Origin of the sequence: Actinoplanes sp. CA-142083 (genome assembly GCF_050942195.1) — a bacterium.
Lineage (GTDB): Bacteria > Actinomycetota > Actinomycetes > Mycobacteriales > Micromonosporaceae > Actinoplanes.
On the sequence record NZ_CP192076.1, the window covers coordinates 10,307,011 to 10,323,803 of the forward strand.

15 protein-coding genes are annotated in these 16,793 nt (G+C 71.0%); 3 read left to right on the plus strand and 12 right to left on the minus strand.

Annotated elements, in window-relative coordinates; genetic code table 11:
• Positions 1-47 precede the first annotated feature (47 nt).
• From lysS to ACQPZX_RS47745, 8 genes are all read right to left on the minus strand, one after another.
• A complete protein-coding gene (lysS, locus tag ACQPZX_RS47710; RefSeq protein ID WP_433371558.1) occupies positions 48-1,589 on the minus strand; it encodes a lysine--tRNA ligase in 1,542 nt (513 codons plus the stop codon).
• A 53-nt stretch (positions 1,590-1,642) separates the two neighbouring features.
• A complete protein-coding gene (locus ACQPZX_RS47715; RefSeq protein ID WP_433371560.1) occupies positions 1,643-2,401 on the minus strand; it encodes a type III pantothenate kinase in 759 nt (252 codons plus the stop codon).
• Positions 2,402-3,247, minus strand: coding sequence for a carboxylating nicotinate-nucleotide diphosphorylase (gene nadC / locus ACQPZX_RS47720; protein WP_433371563.1), 846 nt, complete (start codon positions 3,245-3,247; stop codon positions 2,402-2,404).
• On the minus strand, positions 3,244-4,890 hold the full coding sequence (locus ACQPZX_RS47725; RefSeq protein ID WP_433371565.1) for an L-aspartate oxidase: 1,647 nt from the start codon (positions 4,888-4,890) through the stop codon (positions 3,244-3,246). The genes nadC and ACQPZX_RS47725 overlap by 4 nt, the downstream gene beginning before the upstream one ends.
• A 63-nt stretch (positions 4,891-4,953) precedes the next feature.
• Positions 4,954-5,856, minus strand: a complete 903-nt coding sequence (locus ACQPZX_RS47730) for a septum formation family protein (RefSeq protein ID WP_433371568.1) — start codon at positions 5,854-5,856, stop codon at positions 4,954-4,956.
• Between the two features lie 1,267 nt (positions 5,857-7,123).
• Positions 7,124-7,549 carry an aspartate 1-decarboxylase gene (gene panD / locus ACQPZX_RS47735; RefSeq protein ID WP_433371571.1) on the minus strand — a complete coding sequence of 142 codons (426 nt, stop codon included), beginning with the start codon at positions 7,547-7,549 and terminating at the stop codon, positions 7,124-7,126.
• On the minus strand, positions 7,549-8,394 hold the full coding sequence (panC, locus tag ACQPZX_RS47740; protein ID WP_433371574.1) for a pantoate--beta-alanine ligase: 846 nt from the start codon (positions 8,392-8,394) through the stop codon (positions 7,549-7,551). The genes panD and panC overlap by 1 nt, the downstream gene beginning before the upstream one ends.
• A complete protein-coding gene (locus tag ACQPZX_RS47745; protein WP_433371577.1) occupies positions 8,391-9,353 on the minus strand; it encodes a Rossmann-like and DUF2520 domain-containing protein in 963 nt (320 codons plus the stop codon). Before ACQPZX_RS47745 ends, panC begins: the two co-directional genes overlap by 4 nt.
• Before the next feature lie 129 nt (positions 9,354-9,482).
• On the opposite strand from ACQPZX_RS47745, the gene ACQPZX_RS47750 reads away from it, so the two are divergent.
• Positions 9,483-10,439, plus strand: coding sequence for an SAM-dependent methyltransferase (locus tag ACQPZX_RS47750; RefSeq protein WP_433385945.1), 957 nt, complete (start codon positions 9,483-9,485; stop codon positions 10,437-10,439).
• 17 nt (positions 10,440-10,456) lie between these two features.
• A complete protein-coding gene (locus ACQPZX_RS47755) occupies positions 10,457-11,581 on the plus strand; it encodes an NADH-quinone oxidoreductase subunit D (protein WP_433385948.1) in 1,125 nt (374 codons plus the stop codon).
• Between the two features lies 1 nt (position 11,582).
• On the opposite strand, the gene ACQPZX_RS47760 is transcribed toward ACQPZX_RS47755, so the two are convergent.
• The 4 genes from ACQPZX_RS47760 to ACQPZX_RS47775 all read right to left on the minus strand — a co-directional run bounded on the left by ACQPZX_RS47760 (position 11,583) and on the right by ACQPZX_RS47775 (position 15,773).
• Positions 11,583-13,103: a hypothetical protein gene (locus ACQPZX_RS47760; protein WP_433371580.1), complete on the minus strand. Its 1,521-nt coding sequence runs from the start codon at positions 13,101-13,103 to the stop codon at positions 11,583-11,585.
• 107 nt (positions 13,104-13,210) lie between these two features.
• On the minus strand, positions 13,211-14,203 hold the full coding sequence (locus ACQPZX_RS47765) for a glycine betaine ABC transporter substrate-binding protein (RefSeq protein ID WP_433371583.1): 993 nt from the start codon (positions 14,201-14,203) through the stop codon (positions 13,211-13,213).
• A 140-nt stretch (positions 14,204-14,343) separates the two neighbouring features.
• The gene (locus ACQPZX_RS47770) at positions 14,344-15,057 is read right to left on the minus strand and encodes an ABC transporter permease (RefSeq protein WP_433371586.1); all 714 of its coding nucleotides are present in this window, start codon (positions 15,055-15,057) and stop codon (positions 14,344-14,346) included.
• Positions 15,054-15,773: an ABC transporter permease gene (locus ACQPZX_RS47775; RefSeq protein WP_433371589.1), complete on the minus strand. Its 720-nt coding sequence runs from the start codon at positions 15,771-15,773 to the stop codon at positions 15,054-15,056. The genes ACQPZX_RS47770 and ACQPZX_RS47775 overlap by 4 nt, the downstream gene beginning before the upstream one ends.
• 2 nt (positions 15,774-15,775) lie before the next feature.
• Here ACQPZX_RS47775 and ACQPZX_RS47780 point away from each other — a divergent pair, with 2 nt between their 5' ends.
• Positions 15,776-16,783 carry an ABC transporter ATP-binding protein gene (locus ACQPZX_RS47780; RefSeq protein WP_433371592.1) on the plus strand — a complete coding sequence of 336 codons (1,008 nt, stop codon included), beginning with the start codon at positions 15,776-15,778 and terminating at the stop codon, positions 16,781-16,783.
• Positions 16,784-16,793 lie beyond the last annotated feature (10 nt).

Genomic DNA, 16,793 nt, shown 5'->3' on the forward strand with positions numbered 1-16,793 from the left:
AGACAATAACGCCAGGGCGGCGGTATACGTCAATGGCGGGTCGTATATTACTCGGGCCGGACCAGCGGGAACAGGATCGTTTCCCGAATGCCGAGGCCGGTCAGCGCCATCAACAGCCGGTCGATTCCCATTCCCATCCCGCCGGTCGGCGGCATTCCGTACTCCATGGCGCGCAGGAAATCCTCGTCCAGCTGCATGGCCTCGGGATCGCCGCCGGCGGCCAGCAACGACTGTGCGACCAGTCGTTCGCGCTGCACCACCGGGTCGACCAACTCGGAATACGCGGTCGCGAGCTCGAAGCCGTTGACGTACAGGTCCCACTTCTCGGTGAGGCCCGGAGTTTCCCGGTGTGCCCGGGTCAGCGGCGCCGTCTCTTCCGGATAATCCCGTACAAAAGTGGGCCGCTGCAGGTTGTGCACGACCAGGTGCTCGAAGAGCTCCTCGGCGAGCTTGCCGTTGCTCCACTTCGGGTCCGCGGAAAGGTCATGCTTTTCCGCGTAGCTCTCGAGTTGTGCCCGATCGGTCATCACCGTGACTTCTTCGCCGAGCGCCTCGGAGAGCGAACCGAACAGCGTCACCGCCGGCCACTGACCGCCGAAGTCCCACTCGGTGCCGTCGTAGTGCGTCACGATGTGTGATCCACTCACCGCGAACGCGGCTTCCTGAATCCACTCCTGAACCTGCTGCTGCATCACGTTGTAGTCGGCGTACGCCTGGTACGCCTCGAGCATCGCGAACTCGGGCGAGTGACTCGAGTCCATACCCTCATTGCGGAAGTTCCGGTTGATCTCGAAGACTCGCTCGATGCCGCCGACCACGGCCCGCTTCAAAAACAGTTCCGGCGCGATCCGCAGATAGAGATCCGTGTCGAGCGCGTTGCTGTGCGTCACAAACGGGCGGGCCGCCGCGCCGCCGTGCAGCAACTGCAACATTGGCGTTTCGACCTCGATGAAATTGCGGCGGAACAGCGAGTCGCGCAGGCTGCGCACCACGGTGGCGCGGGTGCGGACGACCTCGCGGGCCTGCGGGCGCACGATCAGGTCGACGTACCGCTGGCGGATCCGCGTCTCCTCGGAGAGCGGCTTGTGCGCGACCGGCAGCGGGCGCAGCGCCTTGGCGCTCACCGACCAGGAGTCGGCGAGCACGGACAGCTCGCCGCGGCGGCTGGTGATCACCTCGCCGGTGATGCCGACCAGGTCGCCGAGGTCGATCAGGTGCTTCCAGTCGGCCAGCGCCTGCGCGCCCACCCGATCCAAAGAGAGCATGGCTTGCAGCTCGGTGCCGTCGCCGTCGCGCAGGGTGGCGAAGCACAGCTTGCCGCCGTTGCGGATGAAGATCACCCGGCCGGTGATCGAGACGGTGTCGCCGCTGGCGGTGTCGGTCGCCAGCTCCGCGTACTTCTCCCGGATCTCCTTGAGGGTCGCGGTGCGGGGCAGGTTGACCGGGTACGGCGGGACGCCCTCGGCGAGGAACCGCTCCCGCTTGGCCCGGCGGACCCGCATCTGCTCGGGAAGATCTGTGTCGCTACCCAAGCCTGGACTATCAGTCGGCGGAGCGTCGTCGGCGGGCGGGACGTTTTGAGCGGTCACGGCACGACTCTCTGTGAAATCAGGAAAGGAAAAACAAGCGTACTCAGCGGCTCTCAGACGTTCCGCTCATATACCATCCGCAGCCCGATCAGCGTGATCATCGGCTCGTGCACGGTCAGCGTGCGGCACTCGTCCTTGACCAGCCCGGCCAGCCCGCCGGTGGCGATGACGGCCTTGACCGGCCCGATCTCCTCGATCATCCGCTCGACGATGCGGTCGACCTGGCCGGCGAAGCCGTAGTACATGCCCGACTGCAGGCACTCGACGGTGTTCTTGCCGATCACCGAGCGCGGCTGGGCCGGCTCGACCTTGCGCAGCTGGGCGGCGCGGGCGGCGAGCGCGTCGAAGGAGATCTCGATGCCGGGCGCGAACGCGCCGCCGAGGAACTCGCCCTTCGCGCTGATCACGTCGAAGTTGGTGGTGGTGCCGAAGTCGACCACGATCGACGGTCCGCCGTAGAGGGCGTGCGCGGCCAGGGTGTTGACCACCCGGTCGGCGCCGACCTCCTTGGGGTTGTCGATGGCCAGCTGCACGCCGGTCTTCACCCCCGGCTCGACCACCACGTTGGGCAGCTCGCCGTAGTAGCGGCCGAGCATCGTGCGCAGGCTGCGCAGGGCGGCCGGCACGGTCGAGCAGGCGGCCACGCCGGTGATCTCCACGGCGTCGCCGGCGAGCAGCCCGCGGAACATCAGGCCCAGCTCGTCGGCGGTGTTGCGGGCGTCGGTCTTGACCCGCCAGTTGTGCACCAGTTTGTCGCCGTCGAAGGTCGCGAGAACGGTGTTGGTGTTACCGATGTCGATACAGAGCAGCATCTAAGGCCTCAGGTCCATGGCGATGTCGAGGATCGGCGACGAGTGCGTCAGCCCACCCACCGACAGGTGGTCGACCCCGGTCGCGGCGTAGGCCTCCACAGTGGCCAAGGTGAGATTACCCGTGGCCTCCAGCTCGGCCCGATCCCCGACCGCCTCCACGACGGACGCAAGCAAGGCGGGTGTCATGTTGTCGCAGAGGAGAAACGTCGCCCCCGCCGAAACGGCCTCCATCGCCTCGGCCAGCGTGGTGACCTCCACCTGCACGGGAATGTCCGGAAATTTCGTGACAACAGCCTGATAGGCCGCCGTGATGCTCCCGGCCGCCAGCTTGTGGTTGTCCTTGATCATGGCGACGTCGTAGAGGCCCATGCGCTTGTTGGTGCCCCCGCCGGCCCGCACCGCGTACTTCTCCAGGTGCCGCAGGCCCGGCGTGGTCTTGCGGGTGTCGAGCACGGTCGCCTTGGTCCCGGCCAGCGCGTCGGCCCACTTGCGGGTATGCGTGGCCACGCCGGACATCCGGCACAGCAGGTTCAGCGCGGTGCGCTCGGCGGTCAGCAGCGTCCGGGTCCGGCCCGTCACCACGGCGAGCACATCGCCCCGGCGTACGCGATCACCGTCTTTGACCCTTGCCTCGAAGGTCGCCGACCCGGCCGAGGTCGCGGCGAACACCTCGGCGGCGACCACCAGCCCGGCCACCACGCCGTCGGCCCGGGCCACCAGCTCGGCCGTGTCCACCTGCTCGACCGGGATGGTCGCCTCGCTGGTCACGTCGCGCGGCGGATCGCCGAGGTCCTCGCCGAGCGCGGTGTAGACGATCCGCCGGACCTCTTCAAGATCGAGACTCACGCCATCTCCTCGAAGCTCTGCGTCAGCGCGCCCGTGCCCGACAGGCCGTCGAGCAGGTGACCGCGCCACTCGTCCTCGGCCACCGGGAAGTCCTCCCGCCAGTGGCAGCCCCGCGTCTCGCGCCGGGTCGACGCCGACGCGACCAGCGCCGACGCCACCGTCAGCAGGTTGGTCGCCTCCCACGCCGCGTTACGCGGGGTGGTGCACAGCGCGGCCAGGCGGGTCAGCTCCTGGGCGGTGCCGGCCAGCGAGTCGGCCGAGCGCAGCACGCCGGCGCCGCGGGTCATGGCCCGCTGGATCTCGCCGCGGATCGCCGGATCGGCCACCCAGGTCGGGCCCTTTTCCAAAGCCGCCGGGTCGGCCTGCGGCGGCAGCTCACGGGCGATGTCGTCGGCGATCCGCCGCGCGAACACCAGGCCCTCCAGCAGCGAGTTGCTGGCCAGCCGGTTGGCGCCGTGCACGCCGGTGCAGGCGACCTCGCCGCACGCGTACAGGCCCGGGATCGTGGTGCGGCCGTGCAGGTCGGTGCGGACGCCGCCGGAGGCGTAATGCGCGGCCGGGGCGACCGGGATGAGGTCGGTGGCCGGGTCGACGCCGGCCGCCCGGGTGGACGCCACGATCGTCGGGAACCGGTGCTCGAGGAACTCGGCGCCCAGGTGGCGCGCGTCGAGGTAGACGTGATCCGCGCCGGTGGCCAGCAGCACGCGATGGATGCCCTTGGCCACCACGTCGCGCGGCGCCAGCTCGGCGAGCTCGTGCTGGCCGACCATGAACCGCTTGCCGGCCTCGTCGACCAGGTGGGCGCCCTCACCGCGCAGCGCCTCGGAGATCAGCGGCCGCTGCACCGAGGTGACCGCGGCGCTCACGAACGAGGTCGGGTGGAACTGCACGAACTCGACGTCGGTGACGGTCGCGCCGGCCCGCATCGCCAGCGCGACGCCGTCGCCGGTGGAGACCGACGGGTTCGTGGTCGACGAGTAGATCTGGCCCATTCCGCCGGTGGCCAGCACCACCGCGCGGGCCAGGATCGCGCCCACGCCGTCCTCGCTGCCCTCGCCGAGCACGTGCAGGGTGAGCCCGCAGGCCCGGCCGTCGGCGCTGCGCAGCAGGTCGAGCACGAGCGCGTGCTCGACCAGCTTGATCCACGGGTCGCGGTGGACCGCCTCGTGCAGCGCGCGCTGCACCTCGGCGCCGGTCGCGTCGCCGCCCGCGTGCACGATCCGGTCGGCGCGGTGGCCGCCCTCGCGGGTCAGCATCAGCGTGCCATCCGGATGCCGGTCGAACTGGGCGCCCACCCGCATCAGCTCGCGCACCCGGGCCGGACCCTCCTCGACCAGCACCCGCACCGCCGCCGGGTCGCAGAGCCCGACGCCGGCGATCTCGGTGTCGTTGGCGTGCGCGGCCGGGGTGTCGAGCGGATCGAGCACGGCGGCGATCCCGCCCTGCGCCCAGCGGGTGGAACCGTCGTCGATGTTCACCTTGGTGACCACCGTGACGTGCAGGCCCTGCTCCCGCAGGTGCAGTGCGGCGGTCAGCCCCGCGACGCCGGAGCCCACGACCAGCACATCGGTGGTCTCGCTCCAGCCCGGCTCGGCGGCGGCGAGCCGGCGCGGCAGCCCCGGAAGATCGGCCAGAATTGACATCTGCTCAGTACACTCCGCCGCCGCGATGCAAGTCACGCGGGGGCGGCATCACAGTGGCAGGCGTTACTTGTACTGGACGGGCAGGCTCTTGGCGCCCTTGCCCTTGAGGGTCGCGGTCAGGTCGGCGCCGTCCAGCCAGAGATAGCAGCGCACGCCGTAATCGCCCAGCTGCCACACATCGTCGTTGCCGGGCAACGAGATCACACCCGTACGATATTGAAGGTCTTTGTCGTCCGGAATCGCGGCATAGGCCGCGACCAGCGACCGGCAGCCGTCGTGAAAGGCCCGCCAGGCCTTGTCGTCCTTCGGATAGGCGAGATCCTTGGCGTACCAGATGCCGACGAACTCGGCGTTGTGCTTTGCTGAGCACGCGACGCCCGGCATGCCGGCGATCGCCCCCGAGCTGTCCATCGCCACCGCGTAGCAGCTCAGCAGCAGGTCGGAAGAGCCGTCCGCAAGCGCGTTCTGCAGCGTGCCGACCCGCTGCACCAGCGCGCCGTCGTCCTCGACCGAGCTGAGCTCCAGCACCTCACACCGAAACCAGCGCGACCCGCCACCCCAGGCCGCCGTGGTCGGATGGGTGACGCCGATCCAGATACGCGCCGTACGCCACGATCCCCCCAGGTAGGTGGTCGTCTTCTCGTCGCACGTGCGATAGGCGGCCTTGGCCCCCGCAGACCCTTCGGCGGGCGGCTCGTCAGCATCCGCGGCCGGCGACGCATACGTCCCGACATAAACGGTCTCCGTCCGATGCCGCAGCCCGCAGTCGATCTCCTCGTAGGTGCTGCGCGCGCCCACGGCGTCAAAATTCGCCGAGTGGCAGGTCCCCGGCGTCGGCTCGAACCCACCGGCCGGCTCCATGGCCGCCCACCCGTTCGTGAGATCACCATCGACGCCGCCGGGCATGGCACAGGCCCCGAGCAGCATCAGGCACAGCGCAGCCAGGACCCCCATGCGGACGTGCATTTGCCGATCATATAGCGACAAATGGCGATCAGAAGCCCAAAACAGAAACCCCATATCGAGTACGGGGCAGCGCCTCCCCGCCGACCCACGCCGCCCCCGCCGCGCAACGCGACCACCTGCAACGCAGGGCCGCAGCGCGCCTCTCGCGCAAGGCGACGGCAACGGCCCCGACGGCCGACCTAGCCAGCCACGGTGATCGGCGCCCGACCTGGCCGCCATGACGGAGGTGCACGGCTCCGACGAGCGAAGACGAGAGAGCGGCAATCCCCACGGGCCGCCAGAAACGCGGCCGGGTCGCACCCATCGTTTCGACTCCGCACATCCACACCACTCCGCCGAAGGCGCCACCCCACTCCGCCGTCCGCGCGCTGCGCCGCCCCGCGCACCGCCGGCGCCGCACCGCCGCATCGCCGCCCCGCCGCACCGCCGCACCGCCGCCGCACCGCCGCCGCCGCACCGCCGCACCGCCGCCGCCCCCGCCGCACCGCCGCCGCACCGCCGCCGCACCGCCGCCGCACCGCCGCACCGCCGCCGCCGCACCGCCGCACCGCCGCCGCCCCCGCCGCACCGCCGTCGCACCGCCGCACGGCCGCCACCGCACTGCCGCACGGCCGCCACCGCACCGCCGCACCGCCGTAGCCCCCCAGCGCCACCCCATCGCCGCCCCGCGCCGCCGCCGGCAGATCTTGAAGAGTTGCTGTTCGGCGCGCACGGCAACTCTTCATCCCTCGCAGCACGCCCTGGACCGCTGCCAGAAATATCCCTTTATTTGCGGCGGATACACCGGTGGCTTCCCACGATGCGACCCACGCGCCCAGTTACCAGGACGGCCGCCGACATGCGAGACGCCGTCCCGCCATCCGATAGCCGCCGCCATATAGCGGGATGCCAGCGCACCTCACAACCAGCGCGGCCGACGGCACCCCCATTCGAACCAGCGGGAAGGGCGGCACCCCATTCGAACCAGCGCGACGGGCGGCACCCCATCCAAACCAGCGCGACGGGCGGCACCCCATCCAAACCAGCGCGGCTGGCGCACACATTGCTGCTGGCCCCGCCACGGCACCTGGCCGATCGCACGGCGCACCTGGGTTCGTCGAAGGCCGGCGGCACCGAAAATGAAAACGCTTCCCGCGCCGACCCCCGCCCTCCCTGGGGTGCCCCCGCTGGTCATTATCGCGGGTGGAAGGGCTCGATCGTTTGGCGCGGCGGGGTCGGCTGTGGACAGGGCGCGATTGTGGAAAACGTGCGGCGGGAGATGCCCTGGTCAGACGGGGAGTGTCAGATCGCCTCTCCGGAGGTTGCCGGCCATGCCGGGGGCTGCGGCTGCTGGGTCGGCGCCTAGTTCGATGATCTGGTTGTCGGCGTTCACGTGGACTACTCGGGGCTGGTAGGTGCGGGCCTCGGCGTTGTCCATCTGGGCGTAGGCTATGAGGATGACCAGGTCGCCGGGGTGGATCAGGTGGGCGGCGGCGCCGTTGATGCCGATGACGCCGGAGCCTCGGCTGCCGGGGATCACGTACGTCTCCAGGCGGGCGCCGTTGGTCACGTCGACGATGGCTACCTGCTCGCCGGGCAGGAGGTCGGCGGCTTCCATGAGGTCCAGGTCTACCGTCACCGAGCCTACGTAGTGCAGGTCCGCCTGGGTCACGGTGGCTCGATGGATCTTGGACTTGAGCATGGTGCGGAGCATCAGCGGCCCTTCAGGTGGAGCGGGACGTTGTCGATCAGGCGGGTGCTGCCTACGCGGGCGGCTACGAGAAGGCGGGCTGGGCCCTCCTGCGGTGCGGGACCTAGATCTGGAGCGGTCAGCGCGAGGTAGTCGACGCGGACCATTGGCTCGTCGTCGAGGATCTTGGTGGCGGCGGCCAGGGCCGTGTCGCCGTCGGTGTGGGTGGCGCCCTCGCGCAGGGCGCGGGAGAGGGCCAGGGCGGCGGTTCGCTCGTCGGGCAACAGGAAGCGGTTGCGGCTGGACATGGCCAGGCCGTCCGGCTCGCGGACTGTGGGCACGCCGAGGATCTCGACGCCGAGCTCCAGGTCGCGCGCCATGCGGCGGATCAGCGCGAGCTGCTGGAAGTCCTTCTCGCCGAAGAAGGCCACGTCGGCGCGGGTGAGCAGCAGCAGCTTCTCGACGACGGTGAGCATGCCGGCGAAGTGGCCGGGGCGGCTGGCGCCCTCGAGGATCTCGCCCAGCGGGCCGGCGTTCATCGTGATCGACGGCGCGCCGTCGGGGTACATCTCGTCGCGGCTCGGCGCGAAGACGACGCTCACACCCTCGGTGCGGCACGCCTCGAGGTCGGCCTCCAGGGTGCGCGGGTACTTGTCGAAGTCCTCGTTCGGCCCGAACTGCAGCGGGTTCACGAAGATCGTGACCAATACGAACTTCGAGCGCTCGCGGGCCGCCCGCATGAGCGTGCGGTGCCCCTCGTGCAGGGCGCCCATGGTCATCACCACGGCGACCTTGTCGGGGGCGGCGCCGACCGCGGCGGCCAGCTCGGCCCGGGTGTGGATCAGCTGGGTGTGAATCGGCTCGGTCACTGCGTGCTCCCTACGGCGGCGTGAGACCGGGCTGCGTCGGACTGGGCGGCCTTGGATGGGGAGGCCTTGGATGGGGCGGCGCCGAGCTGGGCGGCGCGGGACAGGACATCGAGCAGGGGTGCGGCGTCCTGAGGGCGCAGGCGACCGGAGGCGATCGCGCGGTCGGCGGTGCGGCGGGCCAGGGCGAGGTACGCGGTGAGGGACTCGGGGGGCATCCGGTCGAGGTGTTTGGCGACGGTGCCGGCGTCGCCGCGGGAGACCGGGCCGGTCAGGGCCGCGTCGCCTAGGCGCAGGGCGTTGTCGAGGGCGGCCCGCAGCAGCGGCTCGAGCACGCGGCGGGGCTCCTCGACGCCGGCGGCGCGTAGCAGGTCGGCGGCCTCGTTGACGAGGGTGACCAGGTGGTTCGCGCCGTGGGCCAGCGCCGCGTGGTAGAGCGGGCGGGACTGCTCGGCGATCCACTCGGGCACGCCGCCCAGGTCGGCGACCAGGCGGGTGGCGAAGGCGCGGTCGCGGGTGGTGACGCCCCAGGCGATGCCGGGGAGCCGGTCGAGATCCGCGTCGGCGCCCGTGAAGGTCATCGCGGGGTGCAGGGCCATGCCGTTCACATCGCCCAGAACGGCTAGTCCGTGAGCGCCGGAGGTGTGCGCCACTATCTGGCCGGGGCGCAGCGCGCCGGTGGCGGCCAGGCCGGCGACCACGGCGCCGAGCGCGTCGTCGGGGACGGCCAGCAGCAGGAGATCGTCGGCGGCCCGGGCGACGTCGTCGGCCGGGAGGATCGCGGCATCGGGCAGGAGCCGGCGCGCGCGATCGCGGGAAGCTGCGGAAACGGCCGCAGCGGCGACCACGTGGTGGCCCGCGGCATTCAGAGCGGCGCCCAGCACGGCCCCTACGCGGCCGGCGCCGACGACGCCGACGCTGAGGGGACGCGCGCCCGTGCGGCCGCGCGACATTGCGCTCATATCAGGATCCAGTCCTCGAGAAGGGGTACCGGTCGAGCTGAAGTATGCGCTGCGGTAACACGCCCGTGACAACAGCGTGTGGTCAACTGCACCGCCTATCTTTTCCCCGTGACGACGTGGCGGAACGCGATGGCCGAGGGGCTTTACGGGCCCACAGGGTTCTTCACCGACGCCGCTAGCGGTCCGTCACAACATTTCCGGACAAGTGCTCATGCGTCGGCGTTGTTTGCGGGGGCGGTGGTGCGGCTGGTCGAGCGGGTCGACGCGGCGCTCGGCCATCCCAAGGCGTTTGACCTGGTCGACGTGGGGGCCGGGCGGGGTGAGCTGCTGGCCACGGTGCGCGCGATGCTGCCGGAGGACCTCGCCCGGCGGGCGCGGCTCACGGCGGTCGAGGTGGCGCCGCGGCCCTCCCGGCTCGAGGAGGAGATCGCCTGGGTCCGGGAGGTGCCGGACGGGATCGTCGGGCTGCTGATCGCAACGGAATGGCTCGACAACGTGCCACTGGACGTCGCGGACCTCGACGATCACGGACGGCTGCGGAAGGTGCTGGTCGACCCCGCTACCGGGGACGAGTCGCTGGGCGAAGCGGTGGACGCGGCGGATCTGTTCTGGCTGAGGCGGTGGTGGCCCTCGGCCGGGCGGGTGGAGATCGGGTGGCCTCGGGACACGGCCTGGGCGGACGCGGTGAGCCGGGTGCGGCGGGGGTGCGCGCTGGCCGTCGACTACGGACATCTCCGGGACGAGAGGCCGGCGTGGGGGACTCTCACGGGATTCCGGGACGGTCGGCAGGTGGCGCCGGTGCCGGACGGGAGCTGCGACGTGACCGCGCACGTGGCCATGGACTCGATTGCGGCGGCGGCCGGGACGCCGTACGAGATGACCCGCCAGCGTGAGGCGCTGAAAGCGCTGGGGATCGACGGCGCGCGACCACCGCTTGATCTTGCGCGCAGCGACCCGGCGGCCTATCTCCGGCGTCTCTCGGCCGCGGGCGAGGCCGCCGAGCTGCTGGAACCGGCGGGACTCGGCGGGCACTGGTGGCTTCTGCATACGGTGGGTGTGGACGGACGTGGGAGCATGCTCCTGTGACGGACGCGCTGCGTGAGATGACGGTTGGGACCGGTGCGGGGCTCGACACGGCCGACATGGTGCTCAACATCGGGCCGCAGCATCCGTCCACGCATGGCGTGCTGCGGCTCAAGCTCACCCTCGACGGCGAGCGGGTCGTCGCGTGCGAGCCGATCGTGGGGTACATGCATCGCGGCGCCGAGAAGCTGTTCGAGGTGCGCGACTACCGGCAGATCATCATGCTGGCGAACCGGCACGACTGGCTGTCCGCGTTCGCCAACGAGCTGGGCGTCGCGCTCGCGGTCGAGCGACTGATGGGCATCGAGGTGCCGGAGCGGGCGATCTGGCTGCGCACCGCGATGGCCGAGCTCAACCGGGTGCTCAACCACCTGATGTTTCTCGGCTCCTACCCGCTGGAGATCGGCGCGATCACGCCGATGTTCTACGCGTTCCGCGAGCGGGAGACCCTCCAGGCGGTGATGGAGGAGGCCACCGGCGGGCGGATGCACTACATGTTCAACCGGGTCGGCGGCATCAAGGAAGAGGTGCCGGCCGGCTGGACGCGTCGCGCGCGGCAGGCGATCGGACTGGTCCGGTCGCGGCTCCCCGATCTCGACCGGGTCATCCGGCACAACGACATCTTCCTGGCCCGCACGGTCGGGGTCGGTGTGCTCACGGCGGCGCAGGCGGCGGCCTACGGGGCGTCGGGGCCGGTGGCGCGGGCCAGCGGGCTCGACTTCGACCTGCGGCGTGACGAGCCGTACCTGGCGTACGACCAGCTGACCGTGCCGGTCGTGACGAAGAAGAACGGCGACTGTCACTCACGGTTCGAGGTGCTGCTCGATCAGGCGTACGTGTCATTGGACCTCGCCGAAGAGTGCCTGGACCGGGTCGACAAGATCTCGGGGCCGGTCAACGTGCGATTGCCCAAGGTGGTGAAGGCGCCGGAGGGGCACACGTACGCGTGGACCGAGAACCCGCTCGGGGTGAACGGCTACTACCTGGTGTCGCGGGGCGAGAAGACTCCCTGGCGGCTCAAGCTGCGGACGGCCTCGTACGCGAACGTACAGGCGCTGGCGACGCTGATCCCGGGTTGTCTCGTACCCGACCTGATCGCGATTCTCGGGTCGATGTTCTTCGTGGTCGGGGACATCGACAAGTGAGCTAGCGCCGGCCGTATCCCTGGACGTAGCGCTCGTCGGGCTGCGGCTCGTTGTCCCAGCCGGGGTAGGACGCGAAGTCGGCGAGGGTGCCGACGTTGGTGTCGTTGGCCGACGGGCGGTGGCGGCGGGCCTTGTACTGGGGATCGCCGGAGGGCTGCTGGCCGGGGCCGTCGTAGCCGCCGTCGAGCTCGTAACCGGTGGGGTCGTAGTCGTCGTAGCCGGTCGGGGCCGCGCCGTAGTCGTTCGCCGGGACGCCTCCGTTCACGGAGGCCCGGCCGTTGCTCGAGCCGTTGGCTGGGGACGAGCCGTAGCCGCCGGCGGGCTCGGCATAGCCGTTCGAAGGGCCGTAGCCGTTGACCGCGGCGCGGCCGCCGTCTCCGCCGTAGCCGTTGACCGATGCGCGGGCGGAGCCGCCGCCGTCCGGGGAGTAGCCGTTGACCGGCGCGCGGCCGTCTGGGGCGTAGCCGTTGACCGATGCGCGGCCGTTGCCGGGCGGCGGGCCGTAGCCGTTGTCGACCTCGGGGTAGCCGTCGCTCGCGTGGCCGTTGGCGGGGTCGTAGCCGTAATCGTCGGCGGGGTAGTCGTTGGGCTCCTCGTAGCTGGGCCCGCTGACCCTCGCTGAGCCGTAGGTGCCGCCCGGGGCGGGATAGCCGTTGGCGGCGGGGACGTCGGCGTAGCCGTTGCTCGCGCCGAAGTCGCCGTCGAGCGACTCCGCGCGGCCGTAAGAGGTCCCGCCGGGCGGGACGCTGCCGGGGCGGACGGCGGCCGAGGCGCGTGGGGGCGCGGAGGCCGGGACCGATGCCGAGCCCCGTGGCTGCGGGATGCCTGCCGAAGCCGAGGCGGCAGCGGGCCGGACGGCGGCGCTGGCTGCTGCGGCGGGGGCGGGGACGCTGGCTCGGCCGCCGCCGGCGAAGCCGGGGGCCCGCCGCGGTGCTGCTGGGAACGGGTCGTCCTCGGGCGAGATCGGTTCATCCCCGAAGAATCCGGAATTGTCGGCATCGTCGAAGTCGGAAGCCATGCCTGAGCCGCCAGGGCCGGGGCCGGGCGCGTAACCCGGGGCCGGGCTGGGCGCGCGGCCGGGAGCCGGGGCGGACGCGAAGCCATTGGCTTGGACAGGCGCGAACCCGGGGGCCGGGCTGGACGCGCGGCCGGAGGCCGGGGCGGGCGCGAAAGCGGGGGCCGGGCCGGGCGCGAAGCCGTCGGGCGGGGCGGAGGCGAAGGCGGGAGCCGGAGCGGCGCCACGGCCGAACTCGGCTCGCAGGTCGCGGCGCAGGGCCTCGACCTCCTCGGCGACACGGTCCTCAACGTGCATGCGCTGGAGCACCGGGTCGCTGCGGATGAGCACCGAGGCGCCGATCAGCACGACGCTCACGGCGACCAGCAGGACGGCGAAGCGCACCGAGCCTGAGCTGTCGCCGAGCAGCACGATCGCCGCGGCCACGGGGGCGAGCAGCACGCCCGCCCAGATGAGGCCGCGGAGCAGTCGCGAGCTGTTTCCAGTCTCGGGGTCCCTCTCCGGCATGGCCGCCGATGTTACCCAGAGTGCGCCAGGATCGGAACGGTCAAGCGCCGGGCTTCGCAGGAAACCCGGCGCTTACCCTACAAACGGTTAATTCTGGGTGAAATAGGTCACCCGGCGGCGAGCGCGCCGTCCGAGCTGAAGACCAGGCCGACGCTGATCGTGCCCTGCTTGAGGGCCGTCTTGGTCAGCGGGCCACCCGCGTCCAGGCTGGAGAACTTACCGGCCTGGAAGTTGTAGACGTCGACGAGGCCCTGCTGGCACTTCGGCCGCTGCGGGCACTCCGCCGGGCCGCCGAGCACGGTCGCCGCGCCGGAGCACTTGGCGGCCAGGTCGGACAGCGTCTTGACGCCGTACTTGTCGGAGAACGCGGTCGTGGTCGCGAACGCGTTCTGGTCCTGCGCCTCGGACGGCTTGCCGAAGACCAGGCCGACCTTCTCGCCGAGGGCGGTCAGGTTGGTCACCGTGGTGGTCAGGTCGGACGAGGACGGGTCCTTGCCGGTCTTGTCGACCTTGCCCTGCAGGAAGGTGGCGAGGGTGGCCGCGTACTCGGGGACGACCGAGATCTCGCCCTTCTCCAGGGCCGGCTCGTACAGCTCGCGGTTGCCGATCTGCTGAACCTTGACCTTGAACCCGGCCGCGGTCAGGACCTGGCCGTAGATCTCGCCGAGGGTGGCGCTCTCGCTGAAGTTCGCCGCGCCGACGGTGATGTTGCCGGAGCCCTTCTCGAGGCCCGCGGTGATGTTGTTGGAGGAGATGAACCCGGCGGCCGCGTCCTTGGAGGACTTGCGGTCGATGTCGACCGCCTTGTTCAGCGCGATCAGCTTGGTCGTGTCCAGCGCCGCGGAGACCTTGTCCAGAGCGGCGATGAGCTGCGGCGAGGACGCCTTCTTGTTGATCGCGGGGATCACGTTGTCGGTGTTCTGCAGGTGCTTGTCGTCGGTGAGGACGACCAGGTCGTTGCCCGCGACCGGGGCGCAACCCTGGCCGGTGGCCGACGAAGGGGGTGCCTCCGTGCCGGAGGAGCCGGCGCTGCCACAGCCGGCGAGAGTGACGATGGCCGCTGTGGCGCTCGTGGCCATCAGGAGCAGGTGTCGACGCATACTGCCGCCTTCTGTGTCCCGGCGCGGCCGTGTGGCCGTGCCGCGTGTCCGACGGGCAGCCCGAAGTGCGATGCCCGTATGTATGCAGTGCCTAGGTCTACCCGCTGGGTATGACAACTTCAGGGAAAGATGCTGGTCCGTTACGCGGTCGTAGCCGCCCGGGCGACACGGCGGCGCCGGATTGAACGCAGCGGACGGGGCGTGACCAGGCGTTCTACGCCGGCGAACAGCGCTTCGGCCAGAAGTGCGAGGAGCACCACAGCTATGCCGCCGGCCACAATCTGGGCGCCGCCCACGTTGATGCCCAGTCCGAATCCGGCCGTGATGATCGTTCCGAGGCCGCCGCCGTTCACGAAGGTCGCGAGTGTGGCGGTGGCCACGACCTGCACGACCGCCGTACGCAGGCCGCCGGCGATGTACGGCACCGCCAGCGGCAGCTCGACCCGCCGCAACAACTGCCCGCCGGACAGGCCCATGCCGGTCGCCGCGTCCTTGGTCTCCGGGTCGACCGAGCGCAGCCCGGTGTACGCGTTCGCCAGCAGCGGCGGCACCGCGAAGACGGCCAGCGCGAGGATCACCGGGAGCTTGCCGAAGCCGATCGGGGTGAGCGGCAGGATCGTGAGCAGGGCCAGCGTCGGCAGCGCGCGGGTGAGATTGGCCACGGTGACCACGGCGCCGCCGCCCCGGCCGCGGTGCCCGAGCCAGATGCCCAGCGGCAGCCCGACCACGCAGCCGAGCAGCACCGCCCAGAACGTGATGATCAGGTGTTCCTGGAGGCGGTCGAGCAGACCTCCCGGGTTGGTCCAGTTGAGCGGGTCGTTGAGCCAGACGATGCCGTCGCGGAAGTAGCTCATGCGAGGCGCCTCCGGCTCCACGGCGTCAGCACGCGGCCGAGGCCGATCAGGGCGAGGTCGAGCACCAGCGCCAGCCCGACGCAGAGCACCGTGCCGGTCATGATCTCGGCCTTGTAGAAGTTGTTCCAGAAGCCGCCCATGATCAGGTCGCCGAGACCGCCCTGCCCGATGATCGCGCCGATCGTGACCAACGCCACGGTCGAGACCGTGGCCAGCCGCAGGCCGGTCACGATGCCCGGCAGCGCGAGCGGCAGCTCGACGTGCCAGAGCCGCCCGAATCGTCCGTATCCCATGCCGGCCGCGGCGTCCTTGACGTCGGCCGGGACCTGGGTCAGACCGGTCAAGGCGTTACGAACGACCAGCAGCAGGGCGTACAGCACGAGCGCGATCAATACCGTCACCCGGCTCGTCGCTCCGAGCAGCGGGGCCAGCAGCGCGAGCAGCGCCAGCGACGGAATCGTGTAGAGCACGCCGGAGAGTGCGAGAATCGGGCCGGTCAACGGTCTGATCCAGTACGCGAGGACGGCGAGGGGCACGGCGACCAGCAGCGCGATCACCACGGTCTCCAGGGTGATCCCGACGTGGAAGCCGAGCTTGGACACGATGGTGTCCGCGTTGTCCTGGACGTACTGCCAGGAGAACCACGGATTCCCGGGCCCGTCACCGGCGGGTGCGGCCAGCGGCGGGGGCGCCGGCGCCCGCGACAGGAAGGACATACGTGGACGCTACCGCGATCAACGGATCCGGGCCCGCCCGGAGCGCGGCCTCGATCACGCTGGAGGACGTCGGCAAGACGTACCCGGACGGGACTGTCGCCGTCGGCGATTTCGGCCTCGAGGTGCACGCCGGCGAGCTCACCGTGCTGATCGGGCCGTCGGGTTGTGGGAAGTCCACGATCCTCCGCATGATCAACCGGCTGATCGAGCCGACGCACGGCCGGATCCTCATCGACGGGGAGGACATCCTCAAGCGGAACCCGGTCGAGCTGCGCCGGCACATCGGGTACGTGATCCAGAACGTGGGCCTCTTCCCGCACCAGAACATCCGCACCAACATCGGCACGGTCCCGCGCCTGCTCGGCTGGGACAAGGCGAAGATCAACTCACGCGCCGACGAACTGCTCGAGCTGGTCGGCCTCGACCCTTCCCGGTACGCCAAGCGGTACCCGCACGAGCTCTCCGGCGGCCAGCGGCAGCGGGTCGGGGTGGCCCGGGCGCTCGCCGCGGACCCGCTGGTGCTGCTGATGGACGAGCCGTTCTCGGCGGTCGACCCGATCGCCCGCGGCCGGCTCCAGGAGGAGTTCCTGCGGCTGCAGGCCACGGTGCGCAAGACGATCGTGCTGGTCACCCACGACATCGACGAGGCGGTGCGGCTCGGCGACCGGATCGCGGTGCTGGCCGAGGGCGGACGGCTGCTCCAGTACGCGCCGCCGGCCGAGCTGCTGAGCAGGCCCGACTCGAGGGCGGTCAGTGACTTCGTGGGCGCCGACCGCGGCATCCGCCGGCTGGCCGTGACCCCGCTCGAGCAGGCGATGAGCCCGGCCGGGCCGGGCGCCACGGTGGGCGACCGGCCGACCGTGGGCGCCGACGGCACGCTCTACGACGCGCTGGCGGCCATGCTCGCGGTGGACGCGACCGAGGTGCTGGTCGTGGAGGACGAGCAGGTGGTGGGCGTGATCACCCGTACGTCGATATTTGAAGTGCCCGAAGCGGAAGCGAAAGTCTGAGCGCATGGGC

Coding starts and splice junctions, on each gene's coding strand:
- ACQPZX_RS47765 (WP_433371583.1), bottom strand. CDS start 14,203: ATGCGTCGACACCTGCTCCTGATGGCCACGAGCGCCACAGCGGCCATC.
- ACQPZX_RS47775 (WP_433371589.1), bottom strand. CDS start 15,773: ATGTCCTTCCTGTCGCGGGCGCCGGCGCCCCCGCCGCTGGCCGCACCC.
- ACQPZX_RS47755 (WP_433385948.1), top strand. CDS start 10,457: ATGACGGTTGGGACCGGTGCGGGGCTCGACACGGCCGACATGGTGCTC.
- ACQPZX_RS47745 (WP_433371577.1), bottom strand. CDS start 9,353: ATGAGCGCAATGTCGCGCGGCCGCACGGGCGCGCGTCCCCTCAGCGTC.
- panD (WP_433371571.1), bottom strand. CDS start 7,549: ATGCTCCGCACCATGCTCAAGTCCAAGATCCATCGAGCCACCGTGACC.
- ACQPZX_RS47750 (WP_433385945.1), top strand. CDS start 9,483: ATGGCCGAGGGGCTTTACGGGCCCACAGGGTTCTTCACCGACGCCGCT.
- ACQPZX_RS47725 (WP_433371565.1), bottom strand. CDS start 4,890: ATGTCAATTCTGGCCGATCTTCCGGGGCTGCCGCGCCGGCTCGCCGCC.
- ACQPZX_RS47770 (WP_433371586.1), bottom strand. CDS start 15,057: ATGAGCTACTTCCGCGACGGCATCGTCTGGCTCAACGACCCGCTCAAC.
- ACQPZX_RS47760 (WP_433371580.1), bottom strand. CDS start 13,103: ATGCCGGAGAGGGACCCCGAGACTGGAAACAGCTCGCGACTGCTCCGC.
- ACQPZX_RS47715 (WP_433371560.1), bottom strand. CDS start 2,401: ATGCTGCTCTGTATCGACATCGGTAACACCAACACCGTTCTCGCGACC.
- ACQPZX_RS47730 (WP_433371568.1), bottom strand. CDS start 5,856: ATGCACGTCCGCATGGGGGTCCTGGCTGCGCTGTGCCTGATGCTGCTC.